At 65.6% G+C, this 14,861-nt stretch carries 15 protein-coding genes; 12 read left to right on the top strand and 3 right to left on the bottom strand.

Features of this window, described 5'->3' with window-relative positions; all coding sequences use genetic code 11:
- The first annotated feature begins 17 nt into the window (after positions 1–17).
- Positions 18–1,004 (top strand): SDR family NAD(P)-dependent oxidoreductase, encoded by a 987-nt coding sequence (locus tag ACZYZF_RS27690; RefSeq protein WP_463837403.1) that lies wholly within the window; start codon positions 18–20, stop codon positions 1,002–1,004.
- Between the two features lie 41 nt (positions 1,005–1,045).
- Entirely contained in the window at positions 1,046–2,389 is a 1,344-nt protein-coding gene (locus tag ACZYZF_RS27685) for a TetR/AcrR family transcriptional regulator (RefSeq protein WP_463747342.1), read from the top strand.
- Positions 2,390–2,467: 78 nt separating this feature from the next.
- Here the strand turns inward: ACZYZF_RS27685 and ACZYZF_RS27680 are convergent, their stop codons facing one another.
- Positions 2,468–3,655, bottom strand: coding sequence for an acyl-CoA dehydrogenase family protein (locus ACZYZF_RS27680; RefSeq protein ID WP_463747343.1), 1,188 nt, complete (start codon positions 3,653–3,655; stop codon positions 2,468–2,470).
- A gap of 1 nt (position 3,656) precedes the next feature.
- Positions 3,657–4,688: an acyl-CoA dehydrogenase family protein gene (locus ACZYZF_RS27675; RefSeq protein WP_463747344.1), complete on the bottom strand. Its 1,032-nt coding sequence runs from the start codon at positions 4,686–4,688 to the stop codon at positions 3,657–3,659.
- Positions 4,689–4,963: 275 nt separating this feature from the next.
- On the opposite strand from ACZYZF_RS27675, the gene ACZYZF_RS27670 reads away from it, so the two are divergent.
- The 4 genes from ACZYZF_RS27670 to ACZYZF_RS27655 are packed head-to-tail and all read left to right on the top strand — an operon-like array spanning position 4,964 to position 8,574.
- Positions 4,964–6,079 (top strand): amidohydrolase family protein, encoded by a 1,116-nt coding sequence (locus ACZYZF_RS27670; protein WP_463747345.1) that lies wholly within the window; start codon positions 4,964–4,966, stop codon positions 6,077–6,079.
- A gap of 22 nt (positions 6,080–6,101) precedes the next feature.
- A complete protein-coding gene (locus tag ACZYZF_RS27665) occupies positions 6,102–7,244 on the top strand; it encodes an amidohydrolase family protein (RefSeq protein WP_463747346.1) in 1,143 nt (380 codons plus the stop codon).
- Positions 7,244–7,636, top strand: a complete 393-nt coding sequence (locus ACZYZF_RS27660; RefSeq protein WP_463747347.1) for a Rieske (2Fe-2S) protein — start codon at positions 7,244–7,246, stop codon at positions 7,634–7,636. Before ACZYZF_RS27665 ends, ACZYZF_RS27660 begins: the two co-directional genes overlap by 1 nt.
- A gap of 26 nt (positions 7,637–7,662) precedes the next feature.
- On the top strand, positions 7,663–8,574 hold the full coding sequence (locus ACZYZF_RS27655; protein WP_463747505.1) for an alpha/beta fold hydrolase: 912 nt from the start codon (positions 7,663–7,665) through the stop codon (positions 8,572–8,574).
- Between the two features lie 23 nt (positions 8,575–8,597).
- Here the strand turns inward: ACZYZF_RS27655 and ACZYZF_RS27650 are convergent, their stop codons facing one another.
- Complete coding sequence (locus tag ACZYZF_RS27650; protein ID WP_463747348.1) at positions 8,598–9,071, bottom strand: hypothetical protein; 474 nt, start codon at positions 9,069–9,071, stop codon at positions 8,598–8,600.
- Positions 9,072–9,104: 33 nt separating this feature from the next.
- Here ACZYZF_RS27650 and ACZYZF_RS27645 point away from each other — a divergent pair, with 33 nt between their 5' ends.
- The 6 genes from ACZYZF_RS27645 to ACZYZF_RS27620 all read left to right on the top strand — a co-directional run bounded on the left by ACZYZF_RS27645 (position 9,105) and on the right by ACZYZF_RS27620 (position 14,850).
- A complete protein-coding gene (locus ACZYZF_RS27645; RefSeq protein ID WP_463747349.1) occupies positions 9,105–10,403 on the top strand; it encodes an NADH-ubiquinone oxidoreductase-F iron-sulfur binding region domain-containing protein in 1,299 nt (432 codons plus the stop codon).
- Complete coding sequence (locus ACZYZF_RS27640) at positions 10,400–10,621, top strand: ferredoxin (RefSeq protein ID WP_463747350.1); 222 nt, start codon at positions 10,400–10,402, stop codon at positions 10,619–10,621. Before ACZYZF_RS27645 ends, ACZYZF_RS27640 begins: the two co-directional genes overlap by 4 nt.
- Before the next feature lie 82 nt (positions 10,622–10,703).
- Positions 10,704–12,359, top strand: coding sequence for a thiolase C-terminal domain-containing protein (locus ACZYZF_RS27635; RefSeq protein ID WP_463747351.1), 1,656 nt, complete (start codon positions 10,704–10,706; stop codon positions 12,357–12,359).
- Positions 12,360–12,362: 3 nt separating this feature from the next.
- Positions 12,363–13,244: an alpha/beta fold hydrolase gene (locus tag ACZYZF_RS27630; RefSeq protein WP_463747352.1), complete on the top strand. Its 882-nt coding sequence runs from the start codon at positions 12,363–12,365 to the stop codon at positions 13,242–13,244.
- Positions 13,244–14,062, top strand: coding sequence for an NAD(P)-dependent oxidoreductase (locus ACZYZF_RS27625; RefSeq protein ID WP_463747353.1), 819 nt, complete (start codon positions 13,244–13,246; stop codon positions 14,060–14,062). The genes ACZYZF_RS27630 and ACZYZF_RS27625 overlap by 1 nt, the downstream gene beginning before the upstream one ends.
- A complete protein-coding gene (locus ACZYZF_RS27620) occupies positions 14,062–14,850 on the top strand; it encodes an NAD(P)-dependent oxidoreductase (protein WP_463747354.1) in 789 nt (262 codons plus the stop codon). Before ACZYZF_RS27625 ends, ACZYZF_RS27620 begins: the two co-directional genes overlap by 1 nt.
- Positions 14,851–14,861: the final 11 nt, after the last annotated feature.

Genomic DNA, 14,861 nt, shown 5'->3' with positions numbered 1-14,861 from the left:
TCAGCGGGGAGTGCAACATGATCGACTTCACCGGCCAGGTGGCCGTGGTGACCGGAGCCGGACGCGGACTGGGCCGGCTGTATGCCATCGATCTGGCTCGCCGGGGAGCGTCCGTGATCGTCAACGACCTCGGCGGAACCATGCACGGCGACGGCTCGGACGCCGCGGTCGCGGACCAGGTTGTCGAGGAAATCAAGCGGGCCGGCGGCCAGGCAGTCGCGTCCTACGATTCAGTGGACAGTCCCGAAGGCGGCCAGGCGATCGTCGACTCGGCGATGGAGAGTTTCGGCCGGCTCGACGTCGTGGTCAGCAATGCGGGAATCTTCAACAGCATTCCGTTCGAGCAACTCGGCGCAGACGACTGGCGTCGCATGCTTCGAGTCCATCTCGACGGCGGCTTCTATCTGAGCCAGCCCGCGTACAAGGTGATGAAGCAACAGTCTTACGGCCGATTCGTTTTCATCTCCTCGTCGGCAGGCAATTTCGGCCAGCCGATGGAGGCACACTACGCGGCGGCCAAAACCGGACTTGTCGGCCTCTCCAACGTCATCGCCATCGAAGGTGCCGCGCACGGGATCAACTCCAACACCGTTTTGCCCACTGGCTTTTCACGGATGGTCACCGAGACCGTCGGCGACGAGAAGTTCCTGGCCGAGTCCGGCTTCATGCGAGCCATTCGACCCGAACTCGTCGTGCCTCTGGTGACCTTCCTCGCGAGCAGAAGCTGCACGTTCACCCACCGCAATTACTCGGCTTGCGCCGGCCGATACGCACGGGTCTTCGTGGGGTTGAGCGAAGGCTGGTTGGCCGGCGCGGAGGGTGAGCCCGCAGCAGAGGACATCGAGCAGCACCTGGAGGAAATATCCTCCACCGACACGTTCATCGTGCCGGACTCCATCGTCGACGAGGTTTTGCAGGTGTGCGACCGACGAGGAATCAGTGCCATGCCCGACAACGCCGATGTCGCCTTCCCGGAACCCCGCAGTGCGGGTGCCGATCGGTAGGATCGGTTCCCGGTTCCGTACCGGCGATGAAAGGAGCAGCGATGGCTGGCGCCGACGCCGTGGGACGGAACTCCAAACGCGGCCGTCCCGTGGGTAAGACGAGTCCGGGTGGTGCCAAGCTCAAAGCCGTCTCCGACTCGGCCTCGGTCGATCCCACGCGGCGCACCGAGATCCTCAAGACCGCAAACGCCGTCATCGCCACCACCGGCTTACGCAGCTCGCTGCAGCAGATCGCCGATGCGGCGGGCATCCTCGCGGGCAGTCTCTATCACCATTTCGAATCGAAGGAAGCCATCCTCGTCGAGCTGATCAGGCTTTATCACGCTGATCTGGATCGCATCGGCGAGGCCGCGCTGGAAAGCCTCGACGAACCCGACGCCCGCCCCGCCGCCGAGCAGATCACTGCACTCGGATGCGCCATCGCCCGGTGTGCGGTCGAACATCGGGCCGCCCTGCAGATGTCGTTTTTCGAGGGGCCGAGTAGTGACCCCCAACTCATCGAGTTGACTGCCCGCGAACCGTCGAAGATCCAGGCCGCCATGTTGCAGGCGCTTCGCGAGGGCCGCAGGAGCGGCGACATCCGTTCCGACATCGACCTTCCAACCCTCGCCGATCGACTCTGCCAGAGCATGCTGCACGTCGGCCTCGACGTGATCCGGCACAACTCCTCGACCGACGCAGTGGCGAAACTGAAGTGCCGGATAGCGCTGGAAGGCCTCGCCGCCGATCCCCCCTCCGATCGAGATCTGGATCGGTCCAATGCCTTCGCCGCGGCGGAAGCAGTCATCGAGAGTTGGGACGACACCGAGGACGACACCGACCTCAAGGCCGCCCATTTGCGCGCGGTGGCCCGCACGGAATTCGGCCGCCGCGGCTATGAGATGACGACCATCCGCGACATCGCATCCGCCGCGGGATTGGGTACCGGGACCGTCTACCGGATCATCGGCTCGAAGGACGAGCTGCTGATGTCGATCATGCTCGAATTCGGCCGCAAAGTCGGCGGCGCATGGACCGACATCGTCCACACGGACTCCACGACCGTGGAGAAGCTCGATGCGCTGAGCTGGCTCAACATCAACGCACTCGACCAGTTCCCCGACGAGTTCCGCATTCAGTTGGCGTGGCTGCGCCAATCGCCTCCGGACTCGGCCAATCCCGCATGGTCATTTGCCACCCGCATTCGCCAGATGAAAGCGCTTCTGTCCGAGGGGGTGCGAGCCGGCGAGATACACATCGACCGGGCAGGCGCGGACATGCTGACCCGGTGCATCATCGGCGAGCAGTGGATTCCGGAGAACATCCTTCAGAAGATCGGCACACGCTACGCATTGGTTCTCGCTCGGGACACCATATTGCGGGGCGTCGCCGTCCGTCGCTCCTGACGCCCACCGCGACCAGACACAAAACTGCCCATTTCGCCTTGAAAATAGGCAGGTTTGTGTCTGCTCGGCGGGAGAAAGTCAGCGGCGAGGCAACCCCAGCACCTGGGTGGCGATGATGTTGCGCTGGATCTCCGAAGTACCACCGGCGATGGTTCCGCCGAAGCTGCGCGCGTAGCGCTCGAACCAGCTGGAGAAGTAGTGGTCGAGGTTCATGTGTGCGTACGGACCCGACGTGGTCGGATGGATCAACCCGTCCGGGCCGGCCGCGGTGAGCGCGTTCTCGAACGCGTTGCGCTCGGCCTCGGAGCCGAACAGCTTGAGCACCGACACCGATGCGGTGTCCGCTTCGCCGCGTGAGGCCTTGGCCAGCGCCGCAGATCCCATGGCGCGCAAGGCCTGGTAGTCCATGATGGTGGTGGCGTACTGGTCGCGCTCCAACTCGGTGCGCGGATGAAAATCGGCCAGCATGTTGTCGATCCGGTCGGCGAAACCGAGCCACATCATGGTGCGCTCATGGCCGAGCGATCCGTTGGCCACTCCCCACCCGCCATTCAGCGGGCCGACCAGGTTCTCGGCCGGTACGCGGGCATCGGTGAAGAAGACCTCGTTGAAGTCCAGGTTCTCCTCGCCGGTCATGTCGGCGAACGGCCGGCACACGACACCAGGGGTGTCGGTCGGGATGATCAGTACGCTGATTCCCTTGTGCTTGGGCGCATCCGGATCGGTCCGCACGAAGGTCAGCAGGAAGTCGGCGTCGTGCGCGCCCGAGGTCCACACCTTCTGGCCGTTGACGACGAAGTAGGGCTCATCTGTATCCGAAACAAACTCAGCGCGCGTACGCAACGATGCCAAGTCCGAACCGGCGCTCGGCTCGCTCATGCCCAGTGAGGCGGTCTTCTCACCGCGCAGCACCGGCACGGCCCAGCGGTGCTTCTGCTCCTCGGTACCGAACGTGAGCAGTGATGCCGCAATGATGTTGACGCCCTGCGGGTTGAAGCTGTGGTAGATCCGGCGGCGGCACAGCTCGTCGAGGTGGACGAAGGTCTGCACCACGGTGGCGTTGCGTCCGCCGAACTCGGGCGGCTGGGCGGGAAGCAGCCAACCGTTGTCGAACAGCAACCGCTGCCAGTCGCGGGCCCACTGCGGCATGTGCGACACCGAACGGGGTCGCTCCAGGGTGTCGGCTTCAGAAGGCAGATTGGCGTCAAGGAATGCGGAGAACTCTGCGCGGAACTCCTCGACATCGGCGTCGTATGTCAGCTGCATGTCACAGTCCCCTGTAGGTCGTGCGGTACTCGGCGGCGATCACGGCTCGGTGCTCGGCGGCGCCGCCCAGGAGCAGCTCGCCGGCCTTCGCTCGCTTCAGCGCGAACTGCACGTCGTTCTCCCAGGTGAACCCCATCCCACCGAACAACTGCACGCCGTGGCGGAACACCACGGTCTGGCACTCCCCCGCCGCCGCCTTGGCCATCCTCGCCGCCAGTCGGCGCCGCGGATCGTCGGCGGCGATCGTCAGCGCGGCGAAATAGGCCAGCGCACGGGCTCTTTCGATGGCCACGTGCATGTCGACGGCCTTGTGCTGCACCGCTTGGAACGTCCCGATCGCCACGCCGAACTGCTGGCGCTGCTTCACATGTTCGAGGACGAGATCCAGCGTCCGCTGGCAGGCACCAACCATGGTGATGGCCAAACCGGTCAGGGCTAGATGGTGCGCCTTCTCGGTATCCACTGGAGCCTTTTCGCTCCTCGCGTGCGCGGTCACACGGTCCGCGTCGTCGACGTGCACGTTGTCGAAGGACACGTCGGCCACGTGCAACACCGGATCGAAGATCGAGCTGCGAACGACGGACGCTTTGGCCGCGTCGACCAGGAACACTCCACCGTCGGTCACCACGGCCAGGTTCTGCGCCCGGTCACCGTCGAGAACGTGATGCGCCGTTCCGGACAGCACCCAACCGGTGGCATCCCGGTTGGCCGTCACACCGCTGTACACCGCGGCGCCGGCCTTGGCCGCGTCGAACCGGTCCCCCGCCAGCGGCGCGTACTGGGTCATGGTCGCCAGATAGGGCGTCAGATCGGTGGCCCGGCCGAGTTCTTCGAGCACGATGGCCAATTCCACCGCATTCTCGGGGTCGGTGAGCTCCGTCCAGCCCTGGTCGATATAGCTCTGCCACAACGGTGTCGGGTCGACACCCTGTTCGGCCACTTCACGGACCAGCGTGGCCGGGCATTGCTTGGTCACCGCGTCACGCACGGTTTCCTGCCATAGCCGCTGATCGGCATCGAATTCGAGTAGCACCCGCCGCCTCCTGCTGCACTGTCGCGTCGAGAGGAGAATAGCATTCTCTTTCTATGGCGAACCCTTCTCCTCCAGCAAGTATCTATTCTCCACAACAGCGCGCTGTGCGGGTGATCAGCACTGGCGCTTACCTGCGACAAAGAGGCGCGACGGTCCGAGAACTATGTTCTTGCCATAGAAGAATATGGATCTAGACTGGCTGTGAGGTCCGGCGCAACAGCACGCCGCCATAGGCCCGTGCACAGCTCGTTCCGGACGAACATCGGAGGACAGTCTTGGCCATAGAGCAAACCGACGGCACACGAGTACCGGTCATCGATGCGAGCGTGCACATATTCGTCCGGTCGAACAAGGACCTGCGGCAGAACTTCCTGAAGGAACCGTTCGCCAGCCGTGGCTTTCCCGATTACGAGATGAACTGGTACGGCGCACCGGGCGGCGAGTACGCCAAGGACACCAAGGGGCCCGACCGCCAGTACCCCGGCTCCGATCCGGACATCGCCGCCCGGCATCTGTTCGCCGACCGAGGCGTCGACATCGCGATCCTGCACCCGATGACCCGGGGCATCATGCCCGACCGTCACCTCGGTTCCGCGCTGGCCGCCGCACACAACGAAATGATGGTGACCCGTTGGCTCGAGCACGACGAACACGGCGAGCGGTTCCGCGGCACCATCCGGGTCAATCCGGACGACATCGCCGGTGCACTGCGTGAGATCGACAAATACAAGGACCACCCGCGCGTGGTGCAGATCGGCATTCCGATGCAGTCCCGTGAACTCTATGGGAAGCCGCAGTTCTGGCCCCTGTGGGACGCAGCCGCCGCGGCGGGCCTGCCGGTTGCCGTACACATCGAGGGCGGGTCGGGCATCCAGTTCGCGCCGACACCCTCGGGCAAGACCCGAACCTACGAGCAGTACCTCGGATTCATGGCGCTCAACTACATCTATCACCTCATGAACATGATCGCCGAGGGTGTGTTCGAGCGAACGCCCACACTGAAATTCGTCTGGGCGGACGGCGCCGCGGATATGTTGACCCCGTTCATGTGGAGGATGGATTGCTTCGGTCGCCCTCACCTCGAGCAGACCCCGTGGGCACCCAAGATGCCCAGCGATTACTTGCCCGGGCACGTCTACTTCGTCCAGGGCGCCCTCGACGGTCCGGGTGACACCGAGTTCGCCGGCGAGTGGTTGACCTTCACCGGCAAGGAAGACATGTTGATGTTCGGCTCCAGCTATCCACATTGGCAGCTCAACGAGCCGGAGGTCCCCAGCGCGTTCAGCACCGAACAGCGCGACAAGTTGTTGTGGCGCAACGCCGCAGAGCTTTACCGGCTGGAGCGCGACCTCACCGGGCTGGTCCCATCGTCCGCAGTCGCGGCGCAGTAGGCATTCGAGGGAGGCACAGTAGATGTCCGTCACAACTCACCCCCGGGTGCCCGCGGCCGAGCGGATCGCGGTTCGATGCGTCGACTCCGACGTCCACCCCATGCCGCGGCGCGGCGAGCTGATCGAGTACATCCCTGAACCGTGGCGCAGCAAGTACTTTCTGAGCCACAAGGTAGGCGAGCAGATCTACTACGACGCACCGGATTACGCACATGCCTACGCCATGCGCGTGGACGCGTTCCCGCCGGATGGCGAATTCGCCTGCAGCGACCCCGACATGGCGCTGCGTCAGCTCGTCATGGAGGCCGGCTCCGATATCGCCATCCTGGAGCCGACCCACACCGAGAGCCGCCTCGGCGAAGCCACTGCCGCCTACTGCACGGCGGTCAACCATTGGCTGGCCGACAAATGGTTGGACTCCAACAACAACTGGCATGAACGGTGGCGGGGGTCCATCTGTGTAGCCATCGAAGAGCCCCAGACCGCGGTTGCCGAAATCGAGCAGTGGGCTGAACACCCGTACATGGCACAGGTTCTGATGAAGGCCGAGCCCCGACCGTCATGGGGCGATCCGAAGTACGACCCGATCTGGGCCGCGGCCACCAAGCACGACATCACGGTGAGCTGTCACTTGTCCCGTGGCGAGTACGAGACGCTTCCCACTCCCCCGGTCGGGTTGCCCAGCTACAACCACGACTTCATGGTGAGCTACTCGCTGCTGGCGGCCAACCAGGTGATGAGCCTGATCTTCGACGGAGTTTTCGACCGGTTCCCGACGCTGCGGGTGGTGTTCGTCGAGCACGCGTTCACCTGGATCCTGCCGTTGATGTGGCGCATGGACGCCATCTACGCGGCACGCAAGGGCTGGATGGACATCAAGCGCAAGCCGAGTGAATACGTCAAGGACCACATCAAGTTCACCACCCAGCCGCTGGACTACCCCGAGGACAAGACCGAGCTGTCACGGGCCTTCGAGTGGATGGAGTGCGACAAGATCCTGCTGTATTCCAGCGACTATCCGCACTGGACGTTCGACGATCCCCGCTGGCTGGTCAAGCACCTGCCCGAGCACGCGCGGGAGGCCATCATGTTCCGCAACGGTATCGAAACCTACAAGCTGCCAGAGACCGTTCCGGCCCTCGAGGGACAGGTGCGGGTGTTCTGATGAGCGAGCCCGAGAAGCGCCCCCGACTCGCGCAGGGACGCGAGCACGTCGTCGCCAACGTCGATGAAATCCCGCCTGGCACACACAAGCTCGTACCGATCGGCCGTCACGGCGTCGGTGTGTACAACGTCAACGGCACCTTCTACGCCATCGCCAACTACTGCCCGCACGAAGGCGGTCCGCTGTGCTCGGGCCGCGCCCGTGGCCGCACGGTGGTCGATGAGTTGGTACCGGGCGACGCGGTGATGGTGCGCGACAAGGAGTTCATCTACTGCCCCTGGCACCAATGGGGTTTCGAGCTGGCGACCGGCACCACCGCGGTGAAGCCGGAATGGAGTATCCGCACATACCCGGTCCGTGTGGTTGGAGAAGAAGTACTGGTGATGGCATGACTGAGCTTACAAAGGATTCGTCGACCATGACTGACCTGGTTTTGGATGGGCCCGAACTCAAGCCGGGCGAGAAGAGCATGGAGATCAACGGCGGCAGCGTCGTCTACGAAATCCTCGGCGACAAAGGCGATTTCATCGCCCTTACCCCCGGCGGCAGGTTCAGTAAGGACATTCCGGGGCTACGACCTTTGGCGGAAGCGCTGGTCGAGGGCGGCTACCGGGTGCTGCTGTGGGACCGGCCCAACTGTGGTCGCTCCGATGTGCAGTTCTACGGTCAGAGTGAATCGCATATGCGTGCCGAGACGCTCTACAAGCTGATCACCGCCCTCGAGATCGGTCCGTGCTTCATCCTCGGCGGCTCCGGCGGCGCCCGGGACTCGATGCTGACCACCATGCTCTATCCCGAGATCGTGCGAAAGCTGGTGGTGTGGAACATCGTCGGCGGCGTGTACGGGTCATTCGTGCTCGGCGGTCATTACATCACCCCGAGCATCCTCGCGGTACGCGGACTCGGCATCGAGGGGTTGCTCAGCGTGCCGGAATGGCGCGAACGGATCGCGGAGAACCCGGCGAACCGGCAGCGCCTGCTCGATCTCGATGCCGACGAGTTCCTCAAAGTCATGCTGCGGTGGCTCAACGCGTTCGTGTCGAAGCCCGGCCAGACCATCCCCGGCGTGCCCGACGAGATGTTCGACAACATCACCGCTCCCACCCTGATCATCCGTGGCGGCGAGAACGACTGGGATCACCCCAAGCGCACTTCGCTCGAAGTCAGTTGTCTGATCAAGGGTTCCGAGCTGATCGATCCGCCCTGGCCCGAGGATGCCTGGGAACGGGCGGGTGAGAGGTTCGCGCAGAGCGGAGGCAAGACGTTCTGCCTGTTCGACACCTGGGTGCAGGCCGCCCCCGCCATCATCGATTTTCTGAGGTCGGCGTGAACGTGGTGCCGGCTGTGGACGTCTCAAACCGTCCGGATGTGCACCTCGCAGTTCAGCGAAGCCTCCAGGGCGGTGTGGATGCGGCTTTCCGGGATGCGGGAAAGGTCGGCCTTGTCCAGGGTCACCGTCACCACGTCCCAACCTTCGGAGTCGACCGTCCGGCTGATGTCGCCCGAGAGGCCGAACCCGGCCAGCACACCGCGAACGTCCTCATCGGTGCCGCGGCTGACGAAGGTGACCACGCCCGCCGCGGGCGTGGTGCCAAACGCCTTGGCGCACAGTTCCATCGCGACGGACTGCAGCTCCGCTGCGTGGTCGCCGGCGATCAGCACCTCGACCTCGCGGCGATGCGCGGGCAGTTCGGCGAGCTGATTGTCCAGCACCTCGGCCCCACGTTCACCCAGCAACTCACGGAGCGTTGCCATGCCGTCGGATAGCTGCTCCGCACCGAGCTCGCCGGCCGGGTCGACTCCGACGCGCACCACCGCAGTTCTCATGCCGGTAAGCCTAACCGGGGACGGGAAGTGACCATGACAGCCGAACTCACAGTCGCGGTATGGCCGGGGATCACCCCGCGCCTGCTCCGCGACGGGCCGGAAAGCCTCGATGAGTATCAGCGGGCCGGGGGCTATGGCGCACTTGCCGATTCGGATCATCTACTGGCCGAAGTGCAGGCCAGTGGATTACTCGGCCGGGGCGGTGCAGCCTTTCCGTTGGCGGTGAAGCTGCGGACGGTGCGCGACAACGGGCGCCGAGCCGCCGGAGATGCCGGCACCGTGGTTATCGCCAATGGCGAGGAGGGCGAGCCGGCTTCGATCAAGGACCGCTGGTTGCTGCGCAATCGCCCGCACGCCGTGCTCGATGGACTGCGGCTGGCCGCCGGGATCGTCGGGGCCGACCGCGCCGTGGTTTACGTATCGGATCCGGCTGCCGCCGAAAGTGTCGAGTGCGCGCTCGATGAACTCGTCGGTGCGCTGCCTGGTGTGGCGATCGAATTACTCACCGTCGCACCGGGTTATGTCGCGGGCGAGGAGACCGCCGCCGTGCATGTGGTCAACGGTGGGCCGGCCAAGCCGACCGACAAACCTCCGCGCCCCTTCGAGGAGGGAGTCGCCGGCAAACCGACGCTGATCAGCAACGTCGAGACACTGGCCCACCTGGCCTACCTGAACCAGCACGGGGCGCAGACGTTCCGGGAACTGGGCACAGAGGCCTCCCCCGGCACCTTCCTGGCCACGATCACCGGCGCCGGACGCGTGCCCGCGCTCTACGAACTGCCGCACGGTATCGCGTTCGCCGATCTCCTGACCCTGCACGGGGTGTCCACCGACAGCGTTCGCGGTGCGCTGATGGGCGGGTATTTCGCCGGGCTGGTCAACCGGGACATCGTCGGCGCCACGCTGGATCACGAGTCCGTATGCGCACTCGGCAGTGGTTTGGGCTGCGGCGCGATCGGCATCCTCACCGACGACTGCCCGGTGGCGGTCGCAGCCTCGGTGCTGGCCTACTTCGACCGGGAGAACGCGGGCCAGTGCGGTTCGTGCTTCAACGGGACCGCCGCGATGGCAGCGGTGGCCGCCGGCCTGCGTGACGGGCTGGCCGGTCAGGAAGATCTGGACCGGCTCAAGCGATGGTCGGTGGTCCTACGCGGCCGCGGCGCCTGCGCGACGCTCGACGGCGCGGCCAACGTGGCGGCCAGCCTGCTGGCCCAGTTCCCCGATGACGTGCAGCGTCACCTCGAAAATGGCTGTCAGGCCTGCCGATCCGGCGCATTCAGCGCCACGCGGCCGTACGAAGTGGAGTCCCTGGAGGCGGTGGTCTCGGTATGAAGGTCAAGCTAGATCGCACCATGTGTGATGGCTTCGGATTGTGCGCCAAGCACGCACCGGAGTATTTCCCGCTCGACGACTGGGGCTACGCCGCACTGCAGGGCGACGGCAACATCCCGGACGCCGACGAGGCCGCGGTTCGGCGTGCCCTCCTCGACTGCCCGGTCCACGCGATCATCGAGTTGAAAGACACGCGCGTCGCGCACGAGGCGGGCTGAGCCCGGAACGCTGGATCACCTATCACGCAAACTGGTAACGTGATTCTCCAGTTGGAATAACCTGCTTACCACCGGAGTCGAATTGTCACAGATACCGGGACGTCCACTCCCGACGGTTACCACGCTCAACGAGTACTTCTGGACTGCCGGCGCCGACGGCGTACTGCGGATCCAGGAGTGCCGGGACTGCAGCGCCCTCATCCATCCGCCGCAGCCGGTCTGCCGATACTGCCGCAGCCACAACATGGGTGTACGCGACGTGTCCGGACGTGGCTCGCTGGCCGGGTTCACGGTCAACCACCGGTTCGGCTTCCCCGATCTGCCGCCGCCGTATGTGGTGGCCGAGGTCGCCATCGCCGAGGATCCCCGGGTGCGGTTGACCACCAACGTCGTCGACTGTGATTCCGAGGACCTCAAACTCGGCATGTCGATGGAAGTCGACTTCCAGCACATCGAGGATGTCTGGCTGCCGGTGTTCAAGCCGTCGGCTGACACCACGTCCACCCCGATGGTCGCCGAGCCGATCGCGCCCCAGGATGTGGCCAAGTACGTCCGGCCGATGCTGACCAAGGAGAAGTTCGAGGACCACTCGGCCATCACCGGCATCGGCATGTCCACGATCGGCCGCCGGCTGATGGTCCCGCCGCTGTCGTTGACCATCGAGGCCGCCGAAAAGGCGGTCGCCGACGCCGGTTTGACGTTCGATGACATCGACGGTCTGTCCACCTACCCGGGACTCGATATCGCCGGCATGGGCGAAGGCGGGGTGAGCGCGCTGGAAGGTGCGCTCGGACTGCGGCCGACCTGGATCAACGGCGGTATGGACACCTTCGGTCCCGGCGGCTCGGTGATCGCGGCAATGATGGCCGTGGCCACCGGGATGGCCCGGCATGTGCTGTGCTTCCGCACGCTGTGGGAGGCCACATTCGGGCAGCTGGTCAAGGAGGGCAAGGCCTCACCCCCGATGGGCGGCCGGACCAACAGCTGGCAGCAGCCGTTCGGCTCGACCTCCGCGGCACACACATTGGCGCAGAACGCCGGTCGCCACTTCGACCGGTACGGCACGACCCGGGAGACGCTCGGCTGGATCGCGCTCAACCAGCGCGCCAATGCGGCGCTGAACCCGACGGCCATCTACCGTGATCCGCTGACAATGGACGACTATCTGTCGGCCCGCATGATCACCACGCCGTTCGGCCTCTACGACTGTGACGTGCCGTGCGACGGCGCGGTGGCCGTCATCGTCTCGGCGATAGACACTGTCGCCGACCGCCCGAAACCGCCGATCCTGTTCGAAGCGGTGGGCACCCAGATCGTCGAACGGCTCGACTGGGATCAGACCACCCTGACCCACGAACCACAGGTGCTGGGCCAGAGCGCACATATGTGGACACGAACCTCTTTGCGCCCCAGCGATGTCGACGTCGCCGAGCTGTATGACGGGTTCAGTTTCAACTGTCTGTCCTGGCTGGAAGGCCTGGGCTTCTGCGGCATCGGAGAATCCAAGGACTTCCTCGAGGGCGGTCACAACATCGCCCGCGACGGCGTCATTCCGCTCAACACCCACGGTGGACAGCTCTCGCACGGCCGCACGCACGGGATGGGTCTGATCCACGAGGCCGTCACCCAGCTGCGCGGCGAGGCCGGCGAACGCCAGGTCAAGGATGCACGCGTGGCGGTGGCCAGCAGTGGAGGTCTGACACCGAGCGGCGTGCTGCTGATGCGCCGGGGCGACTAGGTCATGAACAAGGCCGATCCGCACCCCAGGGTGGTGATGGTCGACGGCGTCCCGATGTCGGCCTTGGTCGCCGAGTCCACTGACCCGAGGGCCGTCGTCGTCGCGTTGCACGGCGGTGCCACCACATCGGCCTACTTCGATTGCCCCGGCCATCCGGAACTGTCACTGCTGCGCAGCGCTGTCGCCCATGGCTACACCGTGATCGCACTGGATCGCCCCGGCTACGGCGCCTCGGCGGCCTACCCGGATGCCATGGCACGCCCCGAGCAGCGGGCCGCCCTGGCGTTCGGCGCAATCCAGCGCATCGCCGGAGAAACGGATGTGTTCCTGCTGGGTCATTCGATGGGGTGCGAGCTGGCGTTGCACCTGGCTGTGCAGCGGCCAGAGGTACTCGGCGTTTCACTGGCCGGCACCGGTCGCCGGTATCACCCGGCCGCGCAGGAACTGCTCAAAGATGCTTCGCCCCAACAACGGCCGCGCGGCCTGCGCGAGCTGCTGTGGGAGCCGGCGCGGCTGTACCCGCCTGATGTCATCGGCGCCGGATTGTCCGCGGGCGGCACCGCCTACGAAGGCGACGTCATCAAAACCTGGGCGCGGCAGGAATTCCCGGCGCTGGCCGGGAAGACGACAGTTCCGGTGCAGTTCCTCGCCGGCGAGTACGAGAACGTCTGGGAATCCGATCCCGAGGCGCTGGACGCCATCGGTGCGATGTTCACCGTCTCGCCGCGGGTGGAGACCGGGGAACTCGCCGACAGCGGTCACAACCTCAGTGTGGGGCTGACCGCCCCCGACTATCACCGCAAGGTGTTGTCGTTTGCCGATGAGTGCGTAACCAAGGCGCCCGCAGCGCTTGAGAAAACCAATGTGGAAGTGGAGGCAGGTTGATGCGAGTCGGATTTATCGGGCTGGGCAGCCAGGGAGCGCCGATGGCCCGGCGAATCGCCGAAGGCGGCTTCGAGACCACACTGTGGGCACGGCGCCCGGCATCCCTGGAACCGTTCGCCGACACCGCGGCGAAGTCCGCAGGCTCCCCCGCCGAACTGGCTGCCGCCAGTGATCTGGTCTGCCTGTGTGTGGTCGGTGACGACGACGTCCGGCAGGTGCTCGACGGCGAAAACGGTGTGCTGGCCGGACTGGCACCGGGTGGCGTCGTCGCCATCCACTCGACAGTGCACCCCGACACCTGTCGCGAGATCGCCGAAAAGGCTGCCGAACAGGGCATTTCCGTCATCGATGCCCCGGTGAGCGGTGGCCAGCCCGCCGCCGACGCCGGCACCTTGCTGGTGATGGTCGGCGGCGACGAAGAGGTCGTCGAGCGGGTGCGCCCGGTGTTCGCCACGTACGCCGACCCGATCGTGCACCTGGGTGGGGTCGGCGCCGGGCAGGTCGCCAAGATCCTGAACAACCTGCTGTTCAGCGCCAACCTCGGCGCCGCCATGAGCGCCCTGGAACTCGGTGAGGCACTGGGGGTTCCACGTCAAGCGCTGTGCGAGGTGATCTCCCGCGGTTCGGCCACCAGCAAGGCACTCAACAGCATCGCGATGTTCGGCGGCACCCTGGACAACCTGGCGCCGATCGCCGGTGCGCTGCTACAGAAAGACTGCCGGCACGCGGCGAGCCTGGCCGATGATGCCTCGGCCCCACAGGGGGCAGTGTTTGATGCCGCCGACAACGCCCTGGCCATCATGAACCACCCCCGCTGATGCGCGTAGGTTTCATCGGCGCAGGCCGGATGGGCGCTCCGATGGTGCGCCGCCTGGCCGAGGCCGGGCACCAGGTGCAGGCCCTCGGGCGCGACGACGAAAAACGCACTGCGGTGGCCGAACTCGGTGCGGAGCCGGTGGACTCCTCGCGCGCGGCTGTCGCCCGCGCCGACGTGACGATCGTGTGCGTGTTCACCGACGAGCAGGTGCGCGATCTCTGCCCGAACCTGATCGACGAGATGCCGGAGGGTTCGGTGCTTGTGCTGCACACCACGGGCAGCCCCCGCACCGCCGAGGCTCTCGCCGAACGCGCAGCCGCACGCGGCATCGCTGTCGTCGACGCTCCGGTCAGCGGTGGACCGCACGACATCGCGGCCGGGACCATCACGGTGTTCGCCGGCGGCGACGACGATGCGGTGGTCCGCGCCCGCGAGGTGATCGCCTCCTACGCCGATCCGGTGTTGCACGTCGGTCCGGTCGGAGCCGGGCAGCGGGTGAAGCTCGTGAACAACGCGTTGTTCGCCGCGCAGATCGGCGCCGTGGCCGAGGGCGTACGCCTGGGCGATCGACTGGGTATCGACGAGGCGACACTGCTGACCGCACTGACTCATGGCAGCGCGGCGAGCCGCGCGCTGGGCGGTATCGCCGCCACCGGCTCGGCCGACGCATTCATCGCCCGGGTCGGTGAGTTCATCGGCAAGGACGTGGCGGTGGTCCGCAGAACAGCCTCTGAACTGGACAGTGACCTCGGCCGACTCGAAGGTCTGCTCGACGCCGCGCTCCAGTGATCCCGCTGGAC

The sequence above is a fragment of the Mycobacterium sp. IDUB_24 genome, assembly GCF_055419385.1.
The sequence above is the reverse complement of the archived record's forward strand: the minus strand, read 5'-3'. Positions and strand labels throughout refer to the sequence as shown.

Coding starts and splice junctions, on each gene's coding strand:
- ACZYZF_RS27690 (WP_463837403.1), top strand. CDS start 18: ATGATCGACTTCACCGGCCAGGTGGCCGTGGTGACCGGAGCCGGACGC.
- ACZYZF_RS27685 (WP_463747342.1), top strand. CDS start 1,046: ATGGCTGGCGCCGACGCCGTGGGACGGAACTCCAAACGCGGCCGTCCC.
- ACZYZF_RS27680 (WP_463747343.1), bottom strand. CDS start 3,655: ATGCAGCTGACATACGACGCCGATGTCGAGGAGTTCCGCGCAGAGTTC.
- ACZYZF_RS27665 (WP_463747346.1), top strand. CDS start 6,102: ATGTCCGTCACAACTCACCCCCGGGTGCCCGCGGCCGAGCGGATCGCG.
- ACZYZF_RS27660 (WP_463747347.1), top strand. CDS start 7,244: ATGAGCGAGCCCGAGAAGCGCCCCCGACTCGCGCAGGGACGCGAGCAC.
- ACZYZF_RS27655 (WP_463747505.1), top strand. CDS start 7,663: ATGACTGACCTGGTTTTGGATGGGCCCGAACTCAAGCCGGGCGAGAAG.
- ACZYZF_RS27650 (WP_463747348.1), bottom strand. CDS start 9,071: ATGAGAACTGCGGTGGTGCGCGTCGGAGTCGACCCGGCCGGCGAGCTC.
- ACZYZF_RS27645 (WP_463747349.1), top strand. CDS start 9,105: ATGACAGCCGAACTCACAGTCGCGGTATGGCCGGGGATCACCCCGCGC.
- ACZYZF_RS27640 (WP_463747350.1), top strand. CDS start 10,400: ATGAAGGTCAAGCTAGATCGCACCATGTGTGATGGCTTCGGATTGTGC.
- ACZYZF_RS27630 (WP_463747352.1), top strand. CDS start 12,363: ATGAACAAGGCCGATCCGCACCCCAGGGTGGTGATGGTCGACGGCGTC.
- ACZYZF_RS27625 (WP_463747353.1), top strand. CDS start 13,244: ATGCGAGTCGGATTTATCGGGCTGGGCAGCCAGGGAGCGCCGATGGCC.
- ACZYZF_RS27620 (WP_463747354.1), top strand. CDS start 14,062: ATGCGCGTAGGTTTCATCGGCGCAGGCCGGATGGGCGCTCCGATGGTG.